This is a genomic window from uncultured Clostridium sp., assembly GCF_963527835.1.
In the GTDB taxonomy this organism is placed as follows: Bacteria; Bacillota; Clostridia; order Clostridiales; family Clostridiaceae; genus Clostridium.
In genome coordinates, this window is record NZ_CAURTC010000002.1 from 184,392 (window position 1) to 201,769 (window position 17,378).

Below are 17,378 nucleotides of genomic sequence, written 5' to 3' on the forward strand. Positions count from 1 at the left end.
CTCCTTTTATTGTAGTATTTTATTAAATTTTGTATTCATCTTTCGTATCAGCATCTAATGTATAATCATAATCATCTGTTGGCATATACAAAATATCATATGGTATATTTTCTAATACTTTTCTTAAACCACTATCTCCTTGATAATTACATATGAAAGGAATACATTTCTTATCAAGTAATACAGGATGCTTAGCTCTCCCTAAAAAAGTAGGAAAAATTATTTTTGAATCAGTTTCCTGTTTTTTAATTGATAATTCTTTAAATGTGTTACTTGAAATTGCTGGCATATCACCTGGTAATATAAATATTATATCGCAATCTTCAAGTTCCTTTATCCCTATTTTTATAGATTCTAACATGTCAGTTTTAAAATATTGATTATTATATACTAATTTTAAAGTTCGATTTTTTAAGTTATAAGAATTATATCCATTTTTTACTACATTTTCAATATCTTTTCTTCTAAATCCTAAAACAATGCTAACCTCGTCAATATTAGCTTCAAACATACTATTTATTGCTGACTGAATAATTGTTATACTTAAATGGGACATATCCTCTTAAATTCAAGATAGTACATCCCTTTTATAGCATTATTTTTTATAGAATGTATTCTTTAATGGCAATTCAGTTCTAAGTTTTCCATCAAGTTTATAATAAGCATGTGCACAAGCAGGAGCTGTTGGAATTAAACATAATTCGCCAACGCCCTTTGCTCCATAAGCATGAGGTATTTCTCCTGGTCCCTTTACAAGTTTTACTTTTACATTTGGCGCTTCTGTTGATCTTATTAAACCTAATGTTCCTAATTTAACTTGTGGATATCCATCTTTCACAGCAAAATCCTCTGTTAGTGCATATCCAAGTCCCATAATAACTCCACCTTCAATTTGACCTTCAACAGATTGTGGATTTACAACTGTTCCAACATCATATGCAGCTATAACTTCTTTTATTTTTCCATCTTCATCTGGCAAAACAACTTGTGCTGCATAACTATAACTAACATGACTTACAGGGTTTTCTTTTAGAGATCCCATAGGATCAGTAATTGCTGAGAATTCTCCAAAGTATTCTTTTCCTTCTAGATCCTTTAAAGATTCAACTTTATCTAAAGCTTCCTTTAAATTTAATGCTGCTCTTCTAGTTGCTTCCCCTGTTAATACTGTTTGTCTTGATGCTGTACTTGTTCCTGAGTTTGGAGTACGAACAGTATCAGGTCTTTCATGATAAGTTAAATTTGGATCAATTCCTAATGTCTCACAAACCATATGAGTACACATAGTTGCTATTCCTTGTCCCATACATGAAGCTGAAGTACGAATGTGTATAATTCCATCTTCAATTGATAATATACATCTGCCAATATCCTTTAATCCTACACCTGTACCACTATTCTTAAGCCCTATTGCAAGTCCAGCATTGGGATTATTTTTATAATCATCTTTTATTGCCTCTAAACATTCAACCATAGCTGCGCTCTCATCTGCAACTTGTCCATTTGGTAATACTTCTCCTGGTCTAACAGCATTAATATATCTAAAGTCCCACGGATCCATACCAATCATTTCTGCTAGTAAATTGATATTATTTTCTGTTGCAAAACAACTTTGAGTTACTCCAAAGCCTCTATAAGCTCCTCCAACTACATTATTTGTATATATTGACATACCTAATATATCAATATTTTGATAATTATAAGGACCGGCAGCATGTGTGCAAGCCCTTTGAAGCACTGGTCCACCTAAAGATGCATATGCACCTGTATCTGCAATTAAAATCGCTTTCATTGCAGTAAGCTTACCATTTTCATCACAAGCTGTTGTAAATTCTAATTCCATAGCATGACGTTTTGTATGATAATTTAAACTTTCTTGTCTTGAAAATTTAACTTTTACTGGCTTTTTAGTGTACCATGCCATTAATGCAGCATGGTGTTGTACACTCATATCTTCTTTTCCGCCAAATCCTCCACCGACTAATTTAGATTGACAATGTACTTTTTCTTCTGGTATTTGTAACATATTAGAAATTTCACGTCTTTCATCATATACGGACTGAGAGCCTGTATATAATAACAATCCATCATCACCTTCCGGCATAGCTATAGCACATTCTGGTTCCATGAATCCGTGTTCTTGGAAAGGTGTCTTATATTTTCTTGTTACAACATATTTAGAATTTTTAATGGCCTCATCTGCATTTCCTCGTTTTAAATATTCTTTTCTTAGAATATTTCCTGTTGAATGAACAAGTGGTGCATCACCCTTTAATGCATCTGTTGGAGAAGTTACAGCTGGTAATTCAGTATAATCTACTTCTATTAAATTAATTACTTCGTCTAAAGTCTCTTTATGATTAGTGGCAATTAATGCTAATGCATCCCCAATATATCTAGTTATGTCGCCTTCAGCAATCATAACATCCCAATCTTGAACTAAATGGCCTATTTTATTATTTGGAACATCCTTTGCTATCAGAATTTTAACAACATCTTCATGTTGTAATGCTTTTGTCAAATCAATTTTATTTACACGTGCACGTGGATATTTAGAACGTAACGCTTTTGCATAAATCATTCCTGGTAATTGAATATCATCTACAAAGATACCCGTTCCTAATATTTTTTCTTCAGCATCTACTCTTTTGAATCGTTCCGATATATGAGCTGATTTTTCCTTTTCAGGTATTTCCATATTATCTCTAAAATAATCAGCAGCCATTAAAATAGCTTGTTCAATTTTAACGTATCCTGTACAACGACATATATTCCCACGTATTGCTTTTTTCACATCGGCTCTTGTTGGATTTAAATTATTATCTAATAAACCTTTCGCAGCTAATACCATTCCTGGAATACAAAAACCACATTGAACAGCTCCTGCTTCTGCAAAACAATGTGTATACACATCTTGTTCTCTTTTGCTTAGCCCTTCAACTGTAACTACTTTTTTTCCTTCAAATTTAGATACCTTTTGAATACATGCCTTCATTGCCCTTCCATCTACTAATATAGTACATGTTCCACAAGCCCCTTCACTGCAACCATCTTTTACTGATGTAATTCTTAAATCATCTCTTAAAAAAGACAATAATTTCTTATCTTCTTCTAACGTGAACTCTTTTCCATTTACATTTATTTTATACATTATATCCTCCCATTACCTCCAAATATTGATCCCTTTACACCCATTAATATCTACATTACTTTATTTCTATATATAAAATTACTTAATTTTACTTAATAATTTTATAAGCAAATTTTATACCACTTTTTTATATAAAAATTTAACTTATTTGTTTTTTATCTACTTATATTTCTGAATATTCTATCATTTTTTAATATATTCTCTTAATTATTTATCTGTAAAAATAATTGTTTATCAAAGTGATAATGCATTATCATTTTGATAAGTCTCTATTCTACAATATTCTTAATTTACTACGCATAAAAAACAGCAATAATTATCAAATTGATAATTATTGCTGTTTTTTGCAATTTATATCTTAATAAATTAAGTTATCTTTCTAATTATTAAGCAAATAAACTTCTATCACTTAATTAATTTAATTCAGGGTCAATCATACTTAATATTAATCTATCCATTCCACTTTCAATAATATACCCACCATCAACTCTCATTGTGTCTCCTGTTATAAAACTTGCTCTTGGACTACAATAAAACGCTGTAGCATAAGCAATATCTTCTGGTTCTCCTATTCTAGCAACTGGTGTTTCACTTACTATCTTATCTTTAGCCACTTGCAATAATTGAGAGCTCATAGAAGTATTAATAGATCCTGGTTGAATTGAGTTAACCGTTATTCCATAACGCCCAAATTCTTTAGCTAAGCTTTGTGCCATAGCAACTAGTCCTTCTTTAGCTAAACAATAATGTGCATTTCCTGTAACTCCATGATAAGCTCCAAGTGATGACATTATTACAATTCTTCCATATTTTCTTTCTTTCATTTTTTCTCCACACGCTTTTACACAATAGATAGCTCCATAAACATGAGTATTTATAATAACTTCTATATCTTCCATTGGCATTTTAGTAAGATAATTTAATGGTGTTGAATTTCCTGCATTACACACTAATATATCTATTTCACCATATTTCTCATAAATACTGTTGATTGCATCATCCACAGACTTTTTATTAGATACATCTACTTTATATGATTCCGCATGTCCACCTTTTGCCACAATAGCTTCCTTTGTTTCTTCATTTTTTTCTTCGTTTCTAGCTAAAATCATAACTTTAGCGCCTCTTCCAGCTAGTTCTTCACTAATAGCTCTACCTATCCCAGTATTTCCCCCTGTAACAATAGCAACTTGATTAATTAATTCTTTGTTCATAATCCCCATCTTCCTTTTCTATAATTTATATTATTATAAAAATTTATAGTTATTATTAACTTAACTATTATTTTCCACATTCATTAATATAACAAAAAAGTAATGATTATACAAATTTTCGATAATATTTTTTAATTTGAATTATAAAAAATCACACTAAGAATTAGAAACATTATATCAATTATTATGCACTGGTTTTTTAAGTTTAAATTATTTTTAAGAATTTACTTTTTTAATCTTTATAATAAAAAGATAGATATTAAAATAATTCTTGTTATCTTAATATCTATCCTAATATTATAATTAAATATTTCTTTACTATTTACCCCTATTTAACTATATTTATTTTTAGTATTCCTAAGTTCAATTGCTCCATCCACTTTGCTTATACATATATCAAAACTTTACTAAAATATATCCTAATATTTTTATTCTGGTATAGCTCTGTGTCCTATTCCTATAACAACTTCATCTAAATGAAGTAAACCAATACTTAAAAATATACATACAGAAATATGTTCTCCACCTCTAGCTATTCCAATTTTCCCACCTACATTTTGTGCATTGGCTCTATTAGAAACTTGTATTATAGCATCTCTAGTAGCTCCTATTACTGCACCTTCATGTAAATGTTCTTCTCTTATAAGCCCATTTCTTTTTGATGCAACTAGTGCACTTTCTAATATCTTCGATATTGATGAATTAATATTTCCACCTATATTTACTGCTGTAACTTTTATACCTTGCTTGTTATATATCTTTTTTAAATCTTCTTCCTCAAATCTATCACATATAGCCATTTTAGTTGCTATTTTAGCAACCTTTGTGCTATTACTCTCCATAAGATTATTCTCCTTTAATATTAATTTGTATTGTTATATTAACAATACAGTTAAGTATTCTATTAACTTCTTAACTATGTTTATTTCATTTTCAGTAAATAAATCTTCATCATCTTCTGAAATTATTTCAATATATTCATATAATACTAGTGTAATAGATACTAGTACAAGCTGGTTCTTTTTTATAAATCTTTTTTCACATAGATCATCATATACTTCACTAATATTATCAATGAATTCATTATTATTTTTAATTATTAATGAAGATAAACCTAATAATAAATAATGTTCTTTTTTTATTTCCATTTTAGTATTATTTAAATGTGCTTTTATTTCTATAACATTATTTATATAACTAGTATAATCTATCTCATCTAAATTCATCATTGCAAGTGCAATAAAAAAAGTTTCTTTTTTATCAAAGTTTTTTCTAAGTAATTTAAAATATATCTTTAAATACTTTCTAACTAATTGATCATATTCTCTAGAAAACATTGATAAATTTATAAAGCATATATTCATTAATTTAAATTCATCTATACCTTGTATTTTACTCTTTATTTCAGTTTTTGCCTTTAACATATTATTTAATATATTATCATATTCTTTTTTATGAAATCTTAAAGTAATAATAAACGATAAAAGTTCTAAGTACTTGTCCTTTTTAAAACCTTTATTAACTAAATTATCATATATTATAATTGTGTCTTTAACTATATTTTCATATTGAAAATTTGAACACAAAAAAGCAGACATTGCTTTTTTAACGTTTCCATTAAATACATTATTTAGTTCACTTTTACTTATGTATTTTCTAATACTCTTTAATTCACTTTTATCTACTTCATTTTTATTTATTATATAAAGCAAACTTTCTAATATTTTAACTTTATTATTGTCAAATATTAATGTTCTGCTTATATCTTTATAATAATCTTTAAATATATCTACCTTACTTTTCAGATCAACATCCATAATCATCATCCTCTTAAAAAAAATTAACTTTAATATTATATTATTTCTAAATAGTATATATTGTCAATGACTCATATTTAACTTTCTCAGCTTAAAAAATATATTAAAATATCTATAATCAAAAAAGCTCAAAAGATTGCAATCTTTTGAGCTTATATTAAAAATCACTATATATTATAAATTACTCTAAAGTTCCTATTTTTCTAAATTTATCATAACGTTCATTTATCATTTGATTTGTTTCAATGTTTTTCATTTCATTTATTGCATTCATAAGTTCTTTTTTTATGAGCGTTACTTGTTTTTGTGGATTTTTATGTGCTCCACCTCTTGGTTCTTTTATTACCCTATCTATAATACCAAACTCATTTAAATCTTGTGCTGTTATTTTCATAACATTTGCTGCTTCTTTTACTCTTTTGCTATCTTTCCATAATATAGATGCAAACCCTTCTGGTGAAAGTATTGAATAAACTGCATTTTCTAACATAAGTATTTTATCTGCTACTGTTAATGCTAATGCTCCTCCACTTCCCCCTTCTCCAATAACTATAGAAATTATAGGAGTTTTCAATCTACTAAGTTCGAATAAATTATTTGCAATAGCACTACCTTGTCCTCTTTCTTCTGCCCCAACTCCACAAAATGCTCCTGGAGTATCTATGAAACAAATAACAGGTCTATTAAATTTTTCTGCTTGTTTCATAAGTCTTAATGCTTTTCTATACCCCTCTGGATTTGGCATTCCAAAATTTCTTTCTATATTTTCATTTGTATTAGCTCCCTTTGTTATTGCTATTACTGTAACGCTAATATCTTCAAATGATGCTATCCCACCAATTACAGCTTTATCATCACCAAATAATCTATCTCCATGAAATTCTATAAAATCTTTAAAAATATTATCTATATAATATTTTCCTGTAGGTCTATCTTTATGCCTAGCTATTTCAACTTTTTCCCAAGGGCTTGATACTACTATTGATTTTATAAACTCTTTATTCATACTTATTCACTCCATGTAAAACAAGAATCTTATATAAATAAGCTCTCATATTTTTTCTTTCTACAATGCTATCTATGAATCCTTTTTCAAGAAGAAATTCTGATTTTTGAAATGACTCTGGAAGAGTTTCATTTATTGTATTTTCTATAACTCTTCTACCTGCAAATCCAACTAAAGTATTTGGCTCACTTAATATAATATCGCCTTCCATAGCAAAACTTGCTGTTACTCCTCCAGTAGTTGGATCTGTTAATATTGTTATATATAATAGCCCCTTTTCATCATGCCTTGCAAGAGCAGCACTTATTTTTGCCATTTGCATAAGCGAAAATATGCCTTCTTGCATTCTTGCTCCACCTGAAGCTGTAAAAATCAAAATAGGAAGATTATTTTCTGTAGCATATTCTACTATCCTAGTAATCTTTTCTCCAACAACAGTCCCCATGCTTCCCATCATAAAGAAGCTATCCATTATTGCACAAGCTACTTCCAAATCGTTTATTCTACCCACGCCAGTAACTACTGCCTCTTTACTTCCAGTATTACTTTGAGATTGATTTATTTTCTCTTCATAATCTTCAAAGTCTATAGGATTATTTGTTTTTAATGATTTCCACATTTCTTTAAAGATATCTTTATCAAATATCTGTTTTATTCTTTCCTTAGGTGATATCCTAAAGTGCTGATTACATTTAGTACATACATATTTATTAGTTTGTAAATCTTCATAATAAATCATACTATTACAATTAGTACATTTAGTCCACATTCCTGATGGAATATTAGGTTTTTCTTCTACTACTTTGCTTTTATATACTGACGGATTAACCGTTGCATATTTATTTTTTTTAAACAAATCCTTAAGCATTATTCTTCACCATCTTTTCTGCTAAAAATGACGTATCATAATTTCCATCTAAAAATTCTTGCATTTCAAGTATAGAAAATTGAAAATCTATATTAGTTTTTACTCCACCTACTGCAAATTCACCTAAAGCCCTTTTCATTTTTACAATAGCTTCTTCTCTGGTTTTTCCAAAAGTTATAAGTTTTGCAATCATGGAATCATAAAAATAAGGTATATTGTATCCACAATATATAGCAGAATCTATTCTAATGCCCATTCCTCCTGGAACACATAACTCTGATATTTCTCCTGGACATGGTCTAAAATCATTTTCTGGGTCTTCAGCATTAATTCTACATTCTATTGCATGACCAGATATCTTTATATCTTCTTGCTTTAATAATAACTTTTCGCCTGAGGCTATCTTTAATTGTTCTTTAACTAAATCAACACCTGTAATCATTTCTGTGATTGGATGCTCTACTTGTATTCTTGTGTTCATTTCCATAAAATAAAAGTTATTGTCTTTATCAAATAAAAATTCTATAGTTCCTGCATTTTTATAATTAACAGCTTTAGCTGCTTTCTTAGCTATTTCTCCCATAGTACTTCTTATTTCTTCATTTAATATATTAGATGGAGCCTCTTCTAAAACTTTTTGATTTTTTCTTTGAAGAGAGCATTCTCTTTCTCCTAAATGAATAACATTTCCATACTCATCAGCTAAAATTTGAAATTCAATGTGTCTAGGTCTTTCAATGAATTTTTCTATATATAATCTGTCATCACCAAAGCAAGCTTTAGATTCAGATTTAGCAGTTTTATATCCCTTTAAGAATTCTTCATCACTTCTGGCAATTCTTATTCCTTTTCCACCACCACCAGCTGCTGCCTTTATCATTATTGGATAACCTATTTTTTTAGCAATACCTAAAGCATGCGTTTCATCCTCTATTTCACCTTCATATCCAGGTACAACAGGAACATTTGCCTTTTTCATTATTTCTCTAGCTCTTGCTTTATCACCCATAAGCTCAATAGATTGATAGTCTGGTCCTATAAATTTTATATTACATTCTTTACACATCTTTGCGAACTTAGCATTTTCAGATAAAAATCCAAATCCAGGATGTATTGCATCAGCCCCACTAAGTACACATGCACTTAAAATATTAGCAATATTTAAATAACTATCTTTAGCTATTGCTGGACCTATACAAATTGCTTCATCAGCTAATTGAGTATGAAGTGCTTCTTTATCAATTTCTGAGTAGACAGCAACTGTAAGTATTCCCATTTCTCTACAAGCTCTAATTATTCTAACTGCGATTTCTCCTCTATTTGCAATAAGCACCTTTTTAAACATATCCTTCACCTATCCTATAGCAAAAAGTATTTCAGCTTCACAAACTGTTTTACCATCAACTGAAGCTATTCCTTTGCCTATTCCTATTGGCCCCTTAAGTTTTACTATTTCACAATATAAATCTAATCTATCTCCTGGTACAACCTTTGCCTTAAATCTAACCTTATTAGTTCCAGCAAATAATGGTGTTTTTCCTTTAAACTTTTCCATTGATAAAATAGCCACAGCTCCTGCTTGTGCCAAAGCTTCTATTTGTAAAACCCCTGGCATAATTGGTTCTTCTGGATAATGACCTTGAAAAAACTGTTCATTTGAAGAAACATTCTTATATCCCTTAACAAATAATTTTTCTTCTATATCCATTTCAGTTACTCTATCTATAAGTAAAAATGGGTATCTATGAGGTAAAATTTCTTTTATTTCTTCTATCTTTAACATAAATATTAGTCCTCCTTAATTTCAAAGAGTTTTTGTCCAAACTCAACCATATCTCCATCTTTTGCAAAACACTTTACTATTTTTCCATCATAACTGCTTTCAATTTCATTCATTAACTTCATTGCTTCAATTATGCAAATTACTTTTCCCTTTTTCACATAATCTCCTTCTTTAGCAAATGACTCGCTATCAGGAGATGGTGATGAATAAAACGTTCCAACCATTGGTGATGTAATTATTACTGTGTCTTCTTCTACAGCTTCTTCTGACATGTTATTTGATTTATTTTCTGGGAAATTATTCTTTTCTTGTATAGGTTCCTCTTTTGTATGAATGTTGCTTTCCTTTTTTGTAGTTTCTTCTTCTTCTACATTTCTATTTAAGCTTCTAGTTAAAGACTTATCCATTTTTATATAGCTATCATTTGATTTTAATTCAAAGTACGCTAAATCCGAAGAATTTATAATATTTATAAGTTCTTTAATATTTTGAAAATCCATAAAATTGCCTCCTATTTTTCTTCCCATCTCTTAAATAATAAAGTTGCATTATGTCCACCAAATCCTAAAGAATTTGTTAAAGCATACTTAAGTTCTTTTTTTCTTCCCTTATTAGGAACATAATCTAAATCTAATTCTCCATCTTTAGTTTCATACCCTATTGTAGGAGGTACAAAGCCTTCTTCTAGTGCTTTTAAACACACTATAGACTCAATAGCTCCTGCTGCACCTAATAAATGTCCTGTCATTGATTTTGTAGAAGATATTGGAATGTTATACGCACCTTCTCCAAAAACTTTTTTAATTGCTGCTGTTTCAAATTTATCATTTAATTGAGTTGAAGTTCCATGAGCATTTATATACGAAACTTCAGTTTTATCTATCTTAGCTTCATTAATTGCTTGACTCATAGCTTCTGCTGCTCCAAAACCTTCTGGATGTGGAGAGGTAATGTGGTATGCATCACAAGTTGAACCATATCCTACAATTTCACCTAATATATTTGCTCCTCTTTCTAAAGCTGAATCTAAAGATTCAAGTAATAATATTCCTGCACCTTCACCCATTACAAATCCACTTCTATCTTTATCAAAAGGAGTTGAAGCTTTAATAGGATCATTTGAAGAATTAAGTGCTTTCATACTATGGAACCCTTCAACACCGATTCTTGTTATTGGAGCTTCTGCACCACCTGCTAACATAAAATCAGCATATCCATGTTTTATATATCTAAATGCATCTCCAATATTATTTGTACCAGTTGCACATGCTGTCACTACTGATGTACAAGAACCTTCAAGTCCATATTGAATAGATATATTTCCAGCAGCTAAATTGATAATTGCCATTGGAACAAAGAATGGTGACATTCTCTTTGATTTACCTGTAACTAATTTAGTACATTCACTTTCTATAGTTGCAAATCCACCTATTCCTGAACCTACCATAACACCAAATCTTTTTTTATCTACTTTCTCTAAATCTATTTTAGAACTTTTAATTGCCTCATCAGCTGCAATTAATGCCATTTGAGAAAATCTATCTAGTCTTTTACATTCTTTTTTACCTAAAACTTCTTCTGGATTAAAATCCTTAAGTTCTCCAGCAATCTTAACATTAATTAATTCATTATCTATTAATTTAATAAAATCTATTCCTAATTTACCTTCTTTATTGTTTTTCCAAAATGTATCTACATCATTTCCTATTGGAGTTAATGCTCCCATTCCCGTAACAACAACTCTTCTTTCCATAACTCTATACTCCTCCATTACATTACCATTCCGCCATCAATATTTATAACTTGACCTGTAACATAGTTTGAATTTTCACTTGCAAGAAAAGCTACAACACCTGCTACATCTTCTGGAGTTCCAAATCTCTTTAATGGTATATTCTTTTGAGCTTCTTCTTTAACTTTTTCACCTAAAACGCTTGTCATATCTGTTTCAATAAATCCTGGTGCAACTGCATTTACATTAATTCCTCTTGCTCCAAGCTCTTTTGCTAAAGATTTAGTCATACCTATAACCCCTGCTTTAGAAGCAGCATAGTTTACTTGCCCTGCATTACCTGCAACACCAACTACTGATGAAATGTTTATTATCTTTCCATGTCTTTGCTTAACCATGACAGGAGTAATTGATTTTAAACAATTAAAAACCCCTTTTAAATTTACATCTATAACATCATCAAAGTCTTTTTCTTTCATTCTAAGAATAAGGGTATCCTTTGTTATTCCAGCGTTATTTACAATAATATCTATAATTCCGAATTTGTTTTTTGCTTCACTTATAATATTCTCTACGTCTTCTAATTTGCTTATATCACCTTTAACAGTTAAAACTTCTACACCCATTTTTTCTATTTCAGAAGCTACTATTTTTGCTTCTTCTTCACTACTTCTATAATTTAATACTATGTTTGCACCAAGAGAAGCTAATTTTAAAGCAATTGCTTTACCTATTCCTCTTGCGGCTCCTGTAATAATTGCACATTTTCCTTTTAGCATTAATTAAAATCCTCCCTAAGCTAAATTTCTTCTAATGTTAATAATAATTTATTTAATGATTCCATATCCTCTATATTTAATACTTTAACACTTCTATTAATCTTCTTTACAAATCCACTAAGAACCTTACCTGGTCCAACTTCAATAAATGTATTAACTCCATTTTTTATCATATCTTCAATAGTCTTATCAAAAAGCACAGATGATCTTATATGTCTTTTTAATAACTCTTTAATATCATCTCTCTCATCATAAGGTAATCCTTTCACATTAGAATACGTAACTTTATTTAATGAATTTATATTCGTATTCTTTAATGTGTTATAAAATTCTTCACTTGCATTCTTTAATAATGAACTATGGAAAGGTCCACTTACTTTTAAAGGTATTCCTAATCCACCAAGTTCTCTTGCAATTCTAACAGCTTCATCAATAGCCTTATTTTCACCAGCTATTGCAACTTGCTTTGGACAATTGTAATTTGCTGCTTCTACAACACCAAATTCACTTGCTCTATTTAATAACTCTTCTAATTTTTCATTATCAAGTTTTAAAATAGCTGCCATCTTTCCAAGGCCTTTTGGAAGAGAGCTTCCCATTATTCTGCCTCTCTCTTTTACAAGGAGTAATCCTTCTTCTAAAGAAAGTGCTCCTGAGAAAATCAGTGAAGCATATTCACCAAGACTTAATCCTGCAGTATACTTTGCTTCAATATTATTTACTTCCAAGGCTTTTAATGCTACTAAAGAAGCCACTACTATTGTAGGTTGAGCATTTTCTGTTTGCATTAAAACTTCTTCTGGACCATTGAATAGCATATCTTTTATTGGCATATTTAATATTTTCTCTGCTTTATCAACTATTTCTTTACATTCTGGTATTTTGTCATAGAATTCCTTTGCCATTCCAACATATTGAGCACCTTGACCTGGAAAAAGAAATGCAATATTTTCACTATTCATGATTTCCTCCAAATAACATAAACCTTTGCTTTGCTTCTCCAAACATCTCTTCAATAATTTCTTTTGATGTTTGTTCTTTATTAATTAAGCCTGCAATTTGTCCAGACATTATAGAACCATTGTCGACATCACCATCTATGGCTGCTTTCTTTAAAGTACCTGCTCCTAATTCTTCTAATTTTTCTGGACTTATACCTTCTTTTTCTAACTTGTTATACATTCTTGATAGCTTATTTTTAAGCACTCTTACTGGATGACCTGTAGATCTACCTGTAACTTCTGTATCTATATCTTTAGCTTTTAATATCTTATCTTTATAATTTTGATTTACTGTACATTCTCTTGCAACTAAAAATCTAGTTCCAACTTGAACGCCTTCTGCTCCTAACATAAAAGAAGCTGCAATTCCTCTTCCATCACCTATTCCACCTGCTGCTATAACTGGTATGCTTACTGCATCTACAACTTGTGGAATTAACGCCATTGTAGTAAGCTGACCTACATGACCACCTGATTCTGTACCTTCTGCTATAATTGCATCTGCTCCTGCTTTTTGCATTCTCTTAGCAAGGGCTACTGATGCAACAACTGGTATCACCTTTATATTGTTTGCTTTCCATCTTTCCATGTACTTACCTGGACTTCCTGCTCCAGTAGTAACAATAGCTACATTTTCTTCACATACTAGTTCTGCTATTTCTTCTGCATTTTCAGACATTAGCATTATATTTACACCAAAAGGTTTATCTGTTAATTTTTTAGCTTCTCTGATTTGATTTCTTACCCATTCTGTTGGTGCTGCTCCTGTTATTATTCCAATTCCACCAGCTTCACTTACCGCTGCTGCTAAAGATGCATCTGCTATCCAAGCCATACCTCCTTGAAATATCGGATACTTTATACCAAGTAGATCACATACTCTATTATTTGCCACAAATAATTCCTCCTAATAGTGTTTTTATAAAAATACTTACATTATATAAATTAAATCGGGAATACTTATTTGCATACCCGACTTAACTTGGATGTTAATATTTAAAATTTTAATTATCAGTCTTATTCTTTACGTATTCAACTGCATCTTTTAAACTCTTTAACTTTTCAACTTCTTCTATTTGAATATTGAATTTTTCTTCTAATTCAATTACAACTTGGAATAAGTCTAAAGAATCTGCTCCTAAATCTTCAAATGTAGTTTCTAAAGTTATTCCATCCTTTTCTACCCCTAATTGTTCACATATTATATCTCTGATTTCTTCAAATAACATAATTTTTTCCTCCTTGTTTTCTCTTTTTATTTATTTTTAATTAATGTGTTTATATAATGGATAAACTGACATTGTAATTAGACTTTGAGAATCCTTAATGAATATTTCTAAGTTCAATTGCTCAGTCAATTTTGTTTATACATATATAAACGCTTTTCTAAAACATATCCTAATGATTTAATTTTTACCATTCTAATAATGTAGCTCCATAACTTAATCCACCACCAAAAGCTACTAAAAGTATTTTATCTCCTTTTTGTAGAAGATTTTTTTCATATAACTCATTTAGCGCTAATGGTACTGAAGCTGACGATGTATTTCCTGTCTTATCTAAATTTATATAAAACTTATTTATATCTATCTTTAATTTTTTAGCAACATAATCTAATATTCTTATATTAGCTTGATGAGGCACTATGTACTTTATATCATTTAAGCAAACATCTGTACCTTCTAATGCACCATCAATTCCTTTAATAATGGCTGAAGTTGCAAATTTAAAAACTTCCCTACCATTCATCTCTACATATTGGTTGCTAATAAAATTTTCTTTAGTAAAAGGAGTGTTAAAATCAAGTGCACCTATAGTCAATGAATCTCCCTTTTTCCCATCTGTTTTCAAATACGAATTAATTATTCCATTCTTTTCATCTCTTACAAGTACTGCTGCTCCACCACCATCACCAAATAATATACAAGTTCCTCTGTCATTCCAATTAATAACTTTAGAAAGTGTTTCTGCACCTATAACAAGTGCATTTTTATAATTTAATGATTTCATTAATGAATTTGCAGTTTCTAATGCAAATACAAATCCTGAGCAAGCAACATTTATATCAAATGCTGTAGCATTATTAGCATTTAATTCTTTTTGAACTAAACATGCTACAGATGGCATAAACATATCTGGAGTAATAGTTGCTACTATTATTAAATCTAAATCTTCAGAATCAATCTTTGCTCTTTCAAGAGCAACTTTAGCGGCTTTCACAGCAATTTCCGAAGTATTTTCACCTTCTGAAATTCTACGTTCTTTTATGCCTGTTCTTTCAACTATCCATTCATCATTGGTGTCTACAAATTCACTAATCTTATCATTTGTAACAGCAAGTGATGGTAAATATCCTCCTACTCCCCCTATTTTAATGTTCATACTTTTCTCCTTAATTATTTCAATTTATATTTTTGTTTTAAAAACTCATTTATCTTATTTAATGCTGAAATTAGCATTGCTTCTTCTTGTTGTGTTAAGCTTTCTATCGAGTTGCTAACCATATCATTATGAAATTTTTCATGTAATCTATAAGCTAGTTTTCCTTTTTTAGTTAAAGCAATTAAAACAACTCTTCTATCTTCTTCTATTCTGCTTCTTTCCACATAACCTTTTTTAATAAGTTTATTTATTGCAGTTGTTAAAGTCCCAACTGTTATTTTTAAATCTTGAGCTACTTCAGACATAGTTCTTTTTTTGTACATTCCAATTGCTTCAATAGTATGAATTTCAGTAATTGAAAGGTCTGAAATTATGCCTTCTTTTATTGTTTGTTCTTCTATTTGTAAAATATCGTTAAATAATTCTACTAATATCTCATTGACTATCTTTTTTGATTGACCCATTTATTTATTTTCCTCCAGATAAAACATTAAATATTTGATCTAGCAATTAAAATTTAATTTCCGCAATCAAACATTTTGATAATCAAAATATACTACATTCAAAATAAGTTGTCAATTATTTTGAAAATATATTTTTATTATTTACCATTATTTTCACTATATACCCAAACTTTTAATTCCTAAGTACATATGCTATAATTATTATAATATTTTTAAATATTACTTATTTTTTTACACGAGGAGGAAAAATAATGGTAAAAAAATTGATTTTAGCTACAGTTTTAATGTTAAGCATAGCTTTAGTAGGTTGTTCTTCAAATTCAGCTACTAATACAAAGCAAGAAGATAATACTGTAGTAGAGAATTCTAAGACGGATAATAACGAAAATGATATTAAAAAGGACAACCCTGCTGAAAGTTCTAAGGATGATAAAAACGATAAGAAAGAAACTGAGGCATTCTTTATATATACTGAAGATGCAGATAATATGGAAATTAAAGAAATTTCAACTATTGAACTAAACAAAGATTTAAGTTTAGAAGATAAATTAAAGCAATTATCAAAGTCTCTTTCTGAAAAAGTATTTGATAACTTACCAATAGAAGTAAAATCTATTGATACTGTAGATGGCAAAAAAATTGCTACTATAAACTTAGATGAAAGTGCAGCTAACAAAGGTGTAACTAGCAATGCTGATTTAAAGAAACCTAATTGGGCAGCTAATAAATTACAAGGTTCTACTGGTGGAGAGATATCTGAAAATAGTTTATTAGAAACTTTTCTTCAAGTAAAATATAAAGGTGAATGGATTGACGGGGTGAAATTCTTATACAAGAATGAACCAATCGAATTTGAACATACACCTAAATTATCTGAAATTCAATATAGAAAATAATTATTTAAACAACAATAAAGCTACTACTTAAATGAATAATTCATTCAAGTAGTAGCTTTTTATTGTGAAAATAAAAGACTCTGTTTTAAGATTGTTGATATATTTAATAGGTAAAGTGGCATTGTAATTGGGCTTTTAGAACCCTTAATGAGTATTGTCACATTTACTGCTTGTCTCCAATTTTATATTGGGAGCAAGCTAAAATGGGACTATACTCATTTTAGCGTTGTTAAGTGAGAGTCGGAATTTTATATTTCGCTCCTCGAACTTACTCAGCGACTATCA

Annotated in this window: 18 protein-coding genes; 1 reads left to right on the forward strand and 17 read right to left on the reverse strand. The window is 29.5% G+C overall.

What is annotated here, in order from left to right:
- Window positions 1-22: 22 nt before the first annotated feature.
- From RYM86_RS02165 to RYM86_RS02245, 17 genes are all read right to left on the reverse strand, one after another.
- Window positions 23-556, reverse strand: a complete 534-nt coding sequence (locus RYM86_RS02165; RefSeq protein ID WP_315077309.1) for an NTP transferase domain-containing protein — start codon at window positions 554-556, stop codon at window positions 23-25.
- Window positions 557-595: 39 nt separating this feature from the next.
- The gene (gene xdh, locus RYM86_RS02170; RefSeq protein WP_315077311.1) at window positions 596-3,151 is read right to left on the reverse strand and encodes a selenium-dependent xanthine dehydrogenase; all 2,556 of its coding nucleotides are present in this window, start codon (window positions 3,149-3,151) and stop codon (window positions 596-598) included.
- Window positions 3,152-3,564: 413 nt separating this feature from the next.
- Window positions 3,565-4,365, reverse strand: coding sequence for an SDR family oxidoreductase (locus tag RYM86_RS02175; RefSeq protein ID WP_315077314.1), 801 nt, complete (start codon window positions 4,363-4,365; stop codon window positions 3,565-3,567).
- Between the two features lie 428 nt (window positions 4,366-4,793).
- Complete coding sequence (locus RYM86_RS02180; protein WP_315077317.1) at window positions 4,794-5,207, reverse strand: HutP family protein; 414 nt, start codon at window positions 5,205-5,207, stop codon at window positions 4,794-4,796.
- Window positions 5,208-5,240: 33 nt separating this feature from the next.
- Window positions 5,241-6,182, reverse strand: a complete 942-nt coding sequence (locus tag RYM86_RS02185; RefSeq protein WP_315077320.1) for a DUF4003 family protein — start codon at window positions 6,180-6,182, stop codon at window positions 5,241-5,243.
- Between the two features lie 181 nt (window positions 6,183-6,363).
- A complete protein-coding gene (locus RYM86_RS02190) occupies window positions 6,364-7,188 on the reverse strand; it encodes an acetyl-CoA carboxylase carboxyltransferase subunit alpha (RefSeq protein WP_315077323.1) in 825 nt (274 codons plus the stop codon).
- Window positions 7,181-8,056, reverse strand: coding sequence for an acetyl-CoA carboxylase, carboxyltransferase subunit beta (accD, locus tag RYM86_RS02195; RefSeq protein ID WP_315077324.1), 876 nt, complete (start codon window positions 8,054-8,056; stop codon window positions 7,181-7,183). Before accD ends, RYM86_RS02190 begins: the two co-directional genes overlap by 8 nt.
- Window positions 8,049-9,401, reverse strand: coding sequence for an acetyl-CoA carboxylase biotin carboxylase subunit (locus RYM86_RS02200; protein ID WP_315077326.1), 1,353 nt, complete (start codon window positions 9,399-9,401; stop codon window positions 8,049-8,051). Before RYM86_RS02200 ends, accD begins: the two co-directional genes overlap by 8 nt.
- Before the next feature lie 9 nt (window positions 9,402-9,410).
- A complete protein-coding gene (fabZ, locus tag RYM86_RS02205) occupies window positions 9,411-9,839 on the reverse strand; it encodes a 3-hydroxyacyl-ACP dehydratase FabZ (protein WP_315077328.1) in 429 nt (142 codons plus the stop codon).
- 5 nt (window positions 9,840-9,844) lie between these two features.
- Entirely contained in the window at window positions 9,845-10,339 is a 495-nt protein-coding gene (gene accB, locus RYM86_RS02210) for an acetyl-CoA carboxylase biotin carboxyl carrier protein (RefSeq protein WP_315077331.1), read from the reverse strand.
- A gap of 11 nt (window positions 10,340-10,350) precedes the next feature.
- Window positions 10,351-11,592, reverse strand: coding sequence for a beta-ketoacyl-ACP synthase II (fabF, locus tag RYM86_RS02215; protein ID WP_315077334.1), 1,242 nt, complete (start codon window positions 11,590-11,592; stop codon window positions 10,351-10,353).
- 17 nt (window positions 11,593-11,609) lie between these two features.
- Window positions 11,610-12,350, reverse strand: coding sequence for a 3-oxoacyl-[acyl-carrier-protein] reductase (gene fabG, locus RYM86_RS02220; RefSeq protein WP_012425010.1), 741 nt, complete (start codon window positions 12,348-12,350; stop codon window positions 11,610-11,612).
- A gap of 20 nt (window positions 12,351-12,370) precedes the next feature.
- Window positions 12,371-13,312 carry an ACP S-malonyltransferase gene (fabD, locus tag RYM86_RS02225; RefSeq protein WP_315077340.1) on the reverse strand — a complete coding sequence of 314 codons (942 nt, stop codon included), beginning with the start codon at window positions 13,310-13,312 and terminating at the stop codon, window positions 12,371-12,373.
- On the reverse strand, window positions 13,305-14,246 hold the full coding sequence (fabK, locus tag RYM86_RS02230; RefSeq protein WP_315077342.1) for an enoyl-[acyl-carrier-protein] reductase FabK: 942 nt from the start codon (window positions 14,244-14,246) through the stop codon (window positions 13,305-13,307). The genes fabD and fabK overlap by 8 nt, the downstream gene beginning before the upstream one ends.
- Window positions 14,247-14,355: 109 nt before the next feature.
- Window positions 14,356-14,580 (reverse strand): acyl carrier protein, encoded by a 225-nt coding sequence (locus RYM86_RS02235; RefSeq protein ID WP_315077345.1) that lies wholly within the window; start codon window positions 14,578-14,580, stop codon window positions 14,356-14,358.
- 184 nt (window positions 14,581-14,764) lie between these two features.
- The gene (locus tag RYM86_RS02240; RefSeq protein ID WP_315077348.1) at window positions 14,765-15,733 is read right to left on the reverse strand and encodes a beta-ketoacyl-ACP synthase III; all 969 of its coding nucleotides are present in this window, start codon (window positions 15,731-15,733) and stop codon (window positions 14,765-14,767) included.
- A gap of 14 nt (window positions 15,734-15,747) precedes the next feature.
- Window positions 15,748-16,197, reverse strand: coding sequence for a MarR family transcriptional regulator (locus RYM86_RS02245; protein ID WP_315077351.1), 450 nt, complete (start codon window positions 16,195-16,197; stop codon window positions 15,748-15,750).
- 251 nt (window positions 16,198-16,448) lie between these two features.
- Between RYM86_RS02245 and RYM86_RS02250 the strand changes: the two genes are divergently transcribed.
- Window positions 16,449-17,093, forward strand: a complete 645-nt coding sequence (locus RYM86_RS02250; protein WP_315077354.1) for a hypothetical protein — start codon at window positions 16,449-16,451, stop codon at window positions 17,091-17,093.
- The last annotated feature ends 285 nt before the right edge of the window (window positions 17,094-17,378 follow it).

What these genes read in the sequence shown, in the direction of transcription:
- RYM86_RS02175 (WP_315077314.1), bottom strand. Translation starts at nt 4,365, where the DNA reads ATGAACAAAGAATTAATTAATCAAGTTGCTATTGTTACAGGGGGAAAT.
- RYM86_RS02185 (WP_315077320.1), bottom strand. Translation starts at nt 6,182, where the DNA reads ATGGATGTTGATCTGAAAAGTAAGGTAGATATATTTAAAGATTATTAT.
- fabD (WP_315077340.1), bottom strand. Translation starts at nt 13,312, where the DNA reads ATGAATAGTGAAAATATTGCATTTCTTTTTCCAGGTCAAGGTGCTCAA.
- xdh (WP_315077311.1), bottom strand. Translation starts at nt 3,151, where the DNA reads ATGTATAAAATAAATGTAAATGGAAAAGAGTTCACGTTAGAAGAAGAT.
- RYM86_RS02190 (WP_315077323.1), bottom strand. Translation starts at nt 7,188, where the DNA reads ATGAATAAAGAGTTTATAAAATCAATAGTAGTATCAAGCCCTTGGGAA.
- RYM86_RS02240 (WP_315077348.1), bottom strand. Translation starts at nt 15,733, where the DNA reads ATGAACATTAAAATAGGGGGAGTAGGAGGATATTTACCATCACTTGCT.
- fabZ (WP_315077328.1), bottom strand. Translation starts at nt 9,839, where the DNA reads ATGTTAAAGATAGAAGAAATAAAAGAAATTTTACCTCATAGATACCCA.
- RYM86_RS02180 (WP_315077317.1), bottom strand. Translation starts at nt 5,207, where the DNA reads ATGGAGAGTAATAGCACAAAGGTTGCTAAAATAGCAACTAAAATGGCT.
- RYM86_RS02165 (WP_315077309.1), bottom strand. Translation starts at nt 556, where the DNA reads ATGTCCCATTTAAGTATAACAATTATTCAGTCAGCAATAAATAGTATG.
- fabG (WP_012425010.1), bottom strand. Translation starts at nt 12,350, where the DNA reads ATGCTAAAAGGAAAATGTGCAATTATTACAGGAGCCGCAAGAGGAATA.
- accD (WP_315077324.1), bottom strand. Translation starts at nt 8,056, where the DNA reads ATGCTTAAGGATTTGTTTAAAAAAAATAAATATGCAACGGTTAATCCG.
- RYM86_RS02200 (WP_315077326.1), bottom strand. Translation starts at nt 9,401, where the DNA reads ATGTTTAAAAAGGTGCTTATTGCAAATAGAGGAGAAATCGCAGTTAGA.
- RYM86_RS02235 (WP_315077345.1), bottom strand. Translation starts at nt 14,580, where the DNA reads ATGTTATTTGAAGAAATCAGAGATATAATATGTGAACAATTAGGGGTA.
- RYM86_RS02250 (WP_315077354.1), top strand. Translation starts at nt 16,449, where the DNA reads ATGGTAAAAAAATTGATTTTAGCTACAGTTTTAATGTTAAGCATAGCT.
- fabF (WP_315077334.1), bottom strand. Translation starts at nt 11,592, where the DNA reads ATGGAAAGAAGAGTTGTTGTTACGGGAATGGGAGCATTAACTCCAATA.
- accB (WP_315077331.1), bottom strand. Translation starts at nt 10,339, where the DNA reads ATGGATTTTCAAAATATTAAAGAACTTATAAATATTATAAATTCTTCG.
- RYM86_RS02245 (WP_315077351.1), bottom strand. Translation starts at nt 16,197, where the DNA reads ATGGGTCAATCAAAAAAGATAGTCAATGAGATATTAGTAGAATTATTT.